We start from the raw sequence: 7,607 nt of genomic DNA on the forward strand, positions 1-7,607 counted from the left end.
GCCGGACGCGCCTGCGGCGTGGGCGGCGGCCGAGGTCATGCCGGCGTAGGCTTCGCGCGCGGTGAGCGCCTGGTGGGGTTGCACGGGAGCCGAGCCCGGTTCCTCGACGGGTCGGCGCAGTTGGCAGTCGGCCAGGCCGACGCGGGGATCGCCCGGACCGATCGGCCAGTCCGAGCCCAGCGCCACCACGGCGTGGTGGTCGAGCAGGTCGCGGGTGCGCCAACCGTGCGCGACGCGCTCGGGTCCGATCCGCCGCGACCAGTTGTCGGTGCCGTCGGCGCGAGTGTGCCGGGTGGCGTGCGCGGGCTGGAGGCTTGCCACGACGTCGAGTTCGGCGAAGCGGGGGAGCAGGTCGTCGGGGATGGACTCGATGTGCTCGATCCGGTGCGGTGCGCCGTCGACCGGGCCGACCTCCTCGATGACGTCGAGGGCGAAGCGGACCGCCCGATCGCCGATCGCGTGGGTCGCGGTCGGGATGCCGCGTTCGGTGAAGAACCGGATCGCGGCGCGATAGCCGTCGACGTCGCGCCACAGCGGCTCGTGGTTGGCGCCGTGGATGTCGGGGCGGTCGAACCAGGCGGTGCCGTTGTCCGCGGTCCCGTCGAGCATGAATTTGGCGCCCTCCACGTGCCAGCGTCGGCCGCCGCGGCCTTGCAGGTCGGCGACGTGCTGCCACACGGGCGGTCCCGAGTCGGCCGGGACCAGCGGGGAGCAGCGGATGCGCAGCGGAAGGTCGCCGCCGGCCTCGATGCTCCGGTACACCGCCTCGGAGGGGTCGGCGAAGTCGAGCGCGTGCAGGCCGGTGAGGCCGCAGGCCGCGAGCCACTCCAACCGGTCTCGGACGTACCCGGCGGCGGTGTCCGGCGCTACGTCGGGGTAGTGGGCGAACACCAGGTCCATGGCCTGGAGTTCGAGGATGTACCCGGTCGGGTTTCCCTGTGCGTCGACCGCGACGGACGAGGCGTCGGTGAACGTCTCGCGCCCGGTCAGACCGACCAGTTCCAGTACGCGGGGGCTGACGACCAGCGCGTGCGCGTCGCGCGTCATGAGGGAGATGGGGACACCGGGGAAGCGCTCGCCGAGGGCGAGGCCGGTCGGGTCGCCGGCGAAGACGTTCACGTCGAGGTCGTACCCGGTGATCCAGGTGTCGCCGGACCCCTCCGCCACGGCGGGGGCCAGCCGTCGGCACACGTGGTCGAGCGTCGCGGCGCCGAGCAGGTCCACGCCGTCGCCGAGGGAGATCGAGCCCCACACGGGGTGCGCGTGCACATCGACGAGGCCGGGCAGGATCGCCGCGTTCGGGAACTCGTGGACGGCGGTGCCGGGGCCGCCCAGCGACGCCACGGCTCCCGCGTCGCCGACGGCGACGATCCGACCGTCGGCGATCGCGACCGCGCGAGCCGGTGGGCCGGGGGTGTCGGGAGGCTGTTCGACGTGGTGGGCGAACAGGATGACGTCGGCGTACACGTGTATTCCTTCGGTCTTGCCGGGTTTCCGGGTGTGCGATGTATTCGGGGGGTGTCGCCGGTAGGGCTTACGGGACGGGCGAGGCAGGCCCCGCGCCCGGGCGGTGGATCACGCCCGGGGAATCGTGCCGAGCGTGCGCGAGACGGCCCAGTAGACGGCGGAGGCCGCGAGCATCCCCGACGGGATCGCCACGTCCACCTCGCCCGTCGCCCCGGCGATCGGCCCGGTCCAAAAGGTTGTGTTCACCCACATCGCGGAGACGAGGCCGCCGACCACCAGCGCCGCGACGCCCGCCGCGTGAACGCCGCGGTGGTACCAGAACGGTCCGCCGCGTTCTTGTTCGAGCAGGTCGGCGCCGTGGTAGCGGTTGCGGCGCAGCACCAGGTCGGTCACCGCGACCGCCATGGCCGGGCCGGTCACCACGACCACGAGTTGGAGCATGGTGTTGACGCTGGTGAGGAAGTCGAAGACGAGGATCGCGTACAGCGTCATGGCGGTGCCGAGGACGCCGATGATCAGGACGGCGGGGATGCGGGCCAGGCGGACGCCGACGGACTGGATCGACAGGCTCGCGCTGTAGGCGGTCATGCCGTTGTTCGTCATGGTGTTGACCACGACCGCGACGACGAAGACGGGGATGAACCAGCCCGGCAGGATGCTTTCGAGGGCCGCCTCGGGGTCGCTCATGTCGAGTCCGGTGGCGGCGAGCGCGCCGACGGTGGTGAAGACGACGCTCGGCAGGTACGCCCCCAACGCGGTCCATCCGGCGATCGCATACGGGCTGCTCCCTCGTGGCAGGTAGCGGGCCAGATCGGGGCTGTTGCCGTAGGACAACGGGGTGGAGGCCACGATGGTGAACCCGGCGCCGAGCGCGGCGACGAGGGCGGTGCCGTGCAGGGGTTCGGCGGGTGTGTACGACCAGTCGGTCTCGGCCAGAACGTACCCGGTCACCACGACGAACACGACGGTCAGGAGCACGCTGAGCCCGGTGTACAGGCGAACGATCGTGGCGTATCCGTAGATCGCGATCAGGATCGTGCCGGCCGCGATGGCGCAGATCACCGCGGCGTCGACGGCCGAGTTGTCGGGAAGGCCGTATCGGCCGGCCAGCCCGATGCCGGCGACGGAGGCGGCCGACCAGTTCAGCGCGAGGTAGGCCGCAGCGATCAGCCATCCGGTCAGCACCAGGACGACCTTGTTGCCGACGACGCCGTACATCGCGCGTGAGATCACCGACCCGCTGGTGCCGGCGACGGGACCGGAGGCGGCGATGACGCCCGTACAGATCCACAGCAGATTGCCGGCGAGGATGAGCGCGATCGCCTCCCGGAGGGAGAGGCCCGTGATGATCAGCGTGGCGCCGACGACGAAGCTCAGATAGCTCACGTTGGGGGCGGCCCAGACGGCGAAGAGCTGACGGGGGCGTCCGCCGCGCTCGTCGGCGGGGACCTGGTCGATGCCGCGGGTCTCCCGGTGCCCGGCCGATCCGGCCGACCCGGAGCCGGGCGTGTCGGGCGACCTCGCGTCGGAGGCGTGCTGGGTGGTGGTCATCGGGACCTCTCGGGTCGGCCGGACGCGCCGGGTATTGGTCGCATGGCCAATTGGTTACTGGTCGCACATCCAATAGGCTGTCGGCCATGACGTCAAGACCTCGGGCCACGCGCATTCGGAAGCCGCCGGACGAGCGCCGCACGGAGATCGTCGCCACCGCCGCGCGCATCGCGCTCGAAGAGGGCCTCGAACGCATCACCCTGCGGCGGGTGGCCGACGAACTCGGCGTGCGCCCCGGACTGATCGGCCACTATTTCCCCGCCGCGGACGACCTGGTGACCGAGGCGTTCACGAACGCCGCAACGAGGGAACGCGCCGAGCTCCTGCCGGCCGGCGACGAGGAACTGCCGCCCGTCGACCGGCTGGCGCACTTCCTCACCTGCCTGGCCGACGGCGCGTACCTCGACCTGAGCCGGCTGTGGCTCAACGCCCGCCACCTCAGCCGCTTCAAGGACGGTCTGCGCGACGCCGTCGGCGCACAGGAGACGGCCACCCGCACCGCCCTCGCCGAACTCATCGAAGCAGGCGTCGACGCCGGGGAGTTCGCCACCGACGACGTCCTCGGCGCGGCCCTGCACATCCTGGTCACCGTCGACGGCATCGGTGCCTACGCCAACGCCGACACCACACTCGACCACCCGCTGCTCGACGACATGGCCATCACGACGGCCGAACGCGTACTGGCTCTCCCCCCGGGGACCCTCCGCGCCCGCGGCGGCGGGCCGCCCGGGCCGGCGATGGACTGATCCGGAGTCCGTCTCGCGGAAGCGCCCGGGACGCCTTCCGGGCGACTCGCCCGGATCGCCCCGGAGCCACGCCGCCGAGTTCGTGGATCGGCACGATGGGCGAGGTCAGGCGCGACCCGACGCAGCCCGTGAACAGCAAAAACGCCCCGGCGAAGTGATCGCTGGCCGAGGTCGAACCCGGTCGGGTCGTGCCCGCCACTCGCACCGACGACCGCAGCGCATCGCCCAAGCCCGTCGAGGAGGCCCCGCCCGAGTCTCCTGTACAGCCCGCCAGGCGCAAGGTGGACGCCTACGGTGGCTCCACGGCCATGCGGAGGCGGATCCGGGCGGCTTCCCCGATCGCGGTCGGGCCCTCGACCCGGCGCCACACACCCCTCGCGGGGGGGCGGTGGTGGCCCAGGGGTCGCGGGTGGCGAGGGTCAGGTGGTGGCCGGGGCGGTCAGGGCGAGGAAGTCCTCGGCGAGGCGGTCGGGGCAGAGGGGTTCCAGGACGGTGCCGGCGTGCGGGTCGGCGGGCGGGTAGGGGAGGGCATGGTCGGTCAGGGCCCGGTCGACGGTGCCCGTGGTGCAGGCGCCGACACCTGTACGACACTGCCGCCCGTCGTGCTGTTCCCGATCGACTGCCCGCCGGACGAAGGGCGTTCGCGCCGAAACCCGGCCACCGACACCGCCAACCCGGCCAACGCCACGAACAGGCCCACCACGCTCGCCCACTTGTCCGCCTGCTCCAAGCCCACCACCGCCAGGTACACCGCCAACCCGACCGGCGCCGCACCCGCGACCACACCGCCCGCCCACGCCTGTGCCTTGGCCGTCATCCCCCCATCGTCCACCCGGCTTCCCCCCGCAACCCCGCTCGCACAGACGGTGACCCGGTCGTGACATCGGCTCGTCCGACCGAGTGCCGCCGCATCCCGACCCCGAGCCCTCAGGCCCCCGCAGCCGGTGTCGACGCGCGCTCCATGCTCACCACGGTGCCTTCTCGGCGGGCCTGTTCGGCGGCCCACACGACGAGGTGGGACACCAGCGTCTCGTATGGTCCCGAGCTGATCAGGGTCCGGTCGCCGGTCGCCACCGCGGCCACGAAGGCGCGCATCAACTCCGTGTCCGCGCCCCCGTGCCCGTCCGCGGCCGAGGCGCCGCCGTCGGGTTCGACGGAGAAGGTCTCGACCTCGTCGGTCAGGAAGTCGTGGAGGGTGATGGCGCGGCCGTCACCGTCGAGCGAGCCGCGCGTGCCGAAGACGCGGGTCTTGCGGAAGTCGAGCGCGGTGAACGCGGTCATGGTGAACGAGGCGGTGGCGCCGCCGGTGTACTCCAGGTTCACCACCTGGTGGTCGACGACGTCGTTGCGTCCGGTGTAGACGCAGGCGCCGTACGGCCCTTCGGCGAGCGCCTTGCGCAGCCCCGCGGTGCTGACGTCGTCGGTCACCACGCCGAGCGGCCACTGCTCGTGGACCGGGTCGCCGAGGAAGCGCTCGTAGATACGCGGCGCGGAGTAGGCGCAGGTGCGTTCGACCGGGCACGTCACGCAGCGATCGCCGGCCCCCGCCGGCTTGTTCTCGGCGCGGAAGTGGTGCAGTCCGCCGAACGACGAGACGCGTGCGACCGGTTGCCCCACGAGGTGGCCGAGCCAGTCGATGTCATGGCAGGACTTGGCCAACAGCATCGAGGACGAATCGGCCTCGACGGCCCACTGGCCGCGCACGTACGAGTGGGCCTGATGCCACCAGCCCACCGGTTCGAGATGCTCGACGCTGACCACGTCGCCGATCCGACCGGTGTCGATCAGCCGCTTCAGCGTGGCCGAGTAGGGCGTGTAGCGCAGGACGTGGCACACCGCGAGCAGGACGTCGTTGCGCACGGCCGCGTCGACGATCCGCCGGGCCTCGTGCTCGGTGGGCGCCATCGGCTTCTCCAGCAGCAGCGCGTAGCCGAGCTCGGCGAACGCGACGGCCGGATCGGCGTGCAGGCGGTCGGGCGTGGCGACGATCACGGCGTCGGCCAGCCGGGGCAGGGCGGCCAGGTCGCGCCAGTCGGCGAACACCCGGTCGTCGGGGATGCCGAACTCGGCGGCCAAGGCCCCGCGTCGGGCGGGATCGGGATCGGCGACGGCGGCGAGGTCGGCGAGTCCCTCTGCGGCGGCGATCCGGGCATAGCCGGCGCCCCGGGCGCCGGCGCCGACGATCGCCAGTGTGACGGTCACGTCGAAGTCCCCCTATTTAACGGCACCCTGAAGGATGCCCTTGATGAAGTGACGCTGAAAGAACAGGTAGAGCAGGACGATCGGGGTGATCACGATGAGCGTCCCGGCGGACAGCAGCGGGATGTTCTTGCCGAACTGCTGGACGAATTTGCCCAGTCCCGCGGGTGCGGTGCGCTTGTCCGGATCCTGGATGAGGACCAGGGCGAGGAGGAACTGATTCCACGCCCACATGAAGTACAACAGCCCGAGCGTGGTGAGCGCGGGACGCGCGGTGGGCAGCAGCACGCGGGTGAGCGTGCGCCAACTCCCCGCCCCGTCCACGGCCGCGGCCTCGGTCAGTTCGCGGGGCAGCGACTCGAAGTGGGCGCGCATCCAGAACACGCCGAACGGCATGAACAGACCGATCAGCGGAAGGATCACCGCCCAATAGCTGTTCAACAGGCCCAGCGACCGCAGGTCGTAGTAGAGCGGAATGACGATCGCCTCGTACGGCAGCGCCATGCCCACCATGAACAGGGCGAACAGCGGGCCCTTCGCCTTGATCCGCATCGTGGCGAGGCCGTAGCCGGCCAGCGTCGCGAGCACGAGGGAGATCGGGACCACGCCCAACGCGATCACCGCGCTGGACTTGAGCAGCGATCCGAAACCGGCCGTGGTCCACGCGGTCTTGAAGTTCTCCCAGTGCGGATCGGAGGGGAAGTCCAGCCCGGGGGCGAGGTTGCTCTGCGGCTGTAGCGCGGCGGAGAACAGGGCGAGGAAGGGAAACAGGACGGTCGCGGCGGCGAGCAGCAGGACGAGTCGCGGAAGGTGTTTGGACATGCGCTATCGCTCCCGCGTGAGCCGGTTCACCGTGAACATGACCGCACAGGTGAGCAGGGACAGGACAGTTGCCAGTGCGCACGCGGTGCCGACGCGGCCCGCGGTGAACACCAGCTGGTAGACCTCGACGCCGGGAACCGTGGTGGAGGTGCCGGGTCCGCCCCCGGTCATCACGTAGACCACGTCGAAGCCGGCGAGCGCCGCGATGACGGTGACCGTGCACGCGACGCCGATCTCGCTGCGCAGCCCCGGCACGGTGATGTGGCGGAACTCGCGGAGCCGGCTCGCGCCGTCGAGCCGGGCGGCTTCGTACAGCGCGGGGTCGATCCGCCCGATGCCGGACAGCAGCAGGAGAAAGCACAGCCCGGTGGAGACCCAGCTGCCGATGAAGCCGACGGCGGGGAAGGCCCAGGTGAAGTCGCCGAGCCAGACGCGGGCGACGCCGCCGAGCCCGACCGCGCGCAGGAGTTCGTTCAGCGGGCCGTCCTCGCTGTAGATCCACTTCCACACGACGCCGACGGCGACCAGCGGGAGGATCTGCGGCAAGAAGATGATGGTGCGGATCACCGGCATCGCGCGCCACGGGGTGGCGGCGACGAGCGCGGCGAGCACCAGTCCGAGTGCCACGGGGATCACCGTGTAGAAGAGGATGAATCCGAACGCGTGGACCAACGCGCTGCGCAGTTCGGGCTCTTCCAGGACCTCGCGGTAGTTCGCGAGCCCGGCCCAGGTGGCGGTGCCGACGCCGTCCCAGGTCCAGAACGAGATCCAGATGCTGTGCAGCCACGGCGCGATGACGAACGCCCCGTAGAAGAGCAGGGC

Annotated in this window: 7 protein-coding genes; 1 reads left to right on the forward strand and 6 read right to left on the reverse strand. The window is 71.4% G+C overall.

Annotated features, from left to right (window positions below; all coding sequences use genetic code 11):
- Together GT354_RS51830 and GT354_RS51835 are read right to left on the reverse strand one after the other, a co-directional pair.
- Positions 1 to 1,467, reverse strand: a 1,467-nt coding sequence (locus GT354_RS51830; RefSeq protein WP_346012547.1) for an amidohydrolase family protein, incomplete at its 3' end; no start/stop codon positions are given.
- A 108-nt stretch (positions 1,468 to 1,575) separates the two neighbouring features.
- The gene (locus GT354_RS51835; protein ID WP_161365465.1) at positions 1,576 to 3,018 is read right to left on the reverse strand and encodes a cytosine permease; all 1,443 of its coding nucleotides are present in this window, start codon (positions 3,016 to 3,018) and stop codon (positions 1,576 to 1,578) included.
- Positions 3,019 to 3,104: 86 nt separating this feature from the next.
- Between GT354_RS51835 and GT354_RS51840 the strand changes: the two genes are divergently transcribed.
- The gene (locus GT354_RS51840) at positions 3,105 to 3,764 is read left to right on the forward strand and encodes a TetR family transcriptional regulator (RefSeq protein WP_161365467.1); all 660 of its coding nucleotides are present in this window, start codon (positions 3,105 to 3,107) and stop codon (positions 3,762 to 3,764) included.
- 538 nt (positions 3,765 to 4,302) lie between these two features.
- Here the strand turns inward: GT354_RS51840 and GT354_RS51845 are convergent.
- The 4 genes from GT354_RS51845 to GT354_RS51860 all read right to left on the reverse strand — a co-directional run.
- Positions 4,303 to 4,581 carry a hypothetical protein gene (locus tag GT354_RS51845; protein WP_161365469.1) on the reverse strand — a complete coding sequence of 93 codons (279 nt, stop codon included), beginning with the start codon at positions 4,579 to 4,581 and terminating at the stop codon, positions 4,303 to 4,305.
- 110 nt (positions 4,582 to 4,691) lie between these two features.
- A complete protein-coding gene (locus tag GT354_RS51850; RefSeq protein WP_161365471.1) occupies positions 4,692 to 5,966 on the reverse strand; it encodes a Gfo/Idh/MocA family oxidoreductase in 1,275 nt (424 codons plus the stop codon).
- Positions 5,967 to 5,978: 12 nt separating this feature from the next.
- Complete coding sequence (locus GT354_RS51855) at positions 5,979 to 6,785, reverse strand: carbohydrate ABC transporter permease (RefSeq protein ID WP_161365473.1); 807 nt, start codon at positions 6,783 to 6,785, stop codon at positions 5,979 to 5,981.
- A gap of 3 nt (positions 6,786 to 6,788) precedes the next feature.
- Positions 6,789 to 7,607 (reverse strand): sugar ABC transporter permease (locus tag GT354_RS51860; RefSeq protein ID WP_161365475.1); only part of this gene is annotated, 819 nt, incomplete at its 5' end.

Origin of the sequence: Streptomyces sp. SID3343 (assembly GCF_009865215.1) — a bacterium.
Lineage (GTDB): Bacteria > Actinomycetota > Actinomycetes > Streptomycetales > Streptomycetaceae > Embleya.

Coding starts and splice junctions, on each gene's coding strand:
- GT354_RS51835 (WP_161365465.1), bottom strand. CDS start 3,018: ATGACCACCACCCAGCACGCCTCCGACGCGAGGTCGCCCGACACGCCC.
- GT354_RS51840 (WP_161365467.1), top strand. CDS start 3,105: ATGACGTCAAGACCTCGGGCCACGCGCATTCGGAAGCCGCCGGACGAG.
- GT354_RS51845 (WP_161365469.1), bottom strand. CDS start 4,581: ATGACGGCCAAGGCACAGGCGTGGGCGGGCGGTGTGGTCGCGGGTGCG.
- GT354_RS51855 (WP_161365473.1), bottom strand. CDS start 6,785: ATGTCCAAACACCTTCCGCGACTCGTCCTGCTGCTCGCCGCCGCGACC.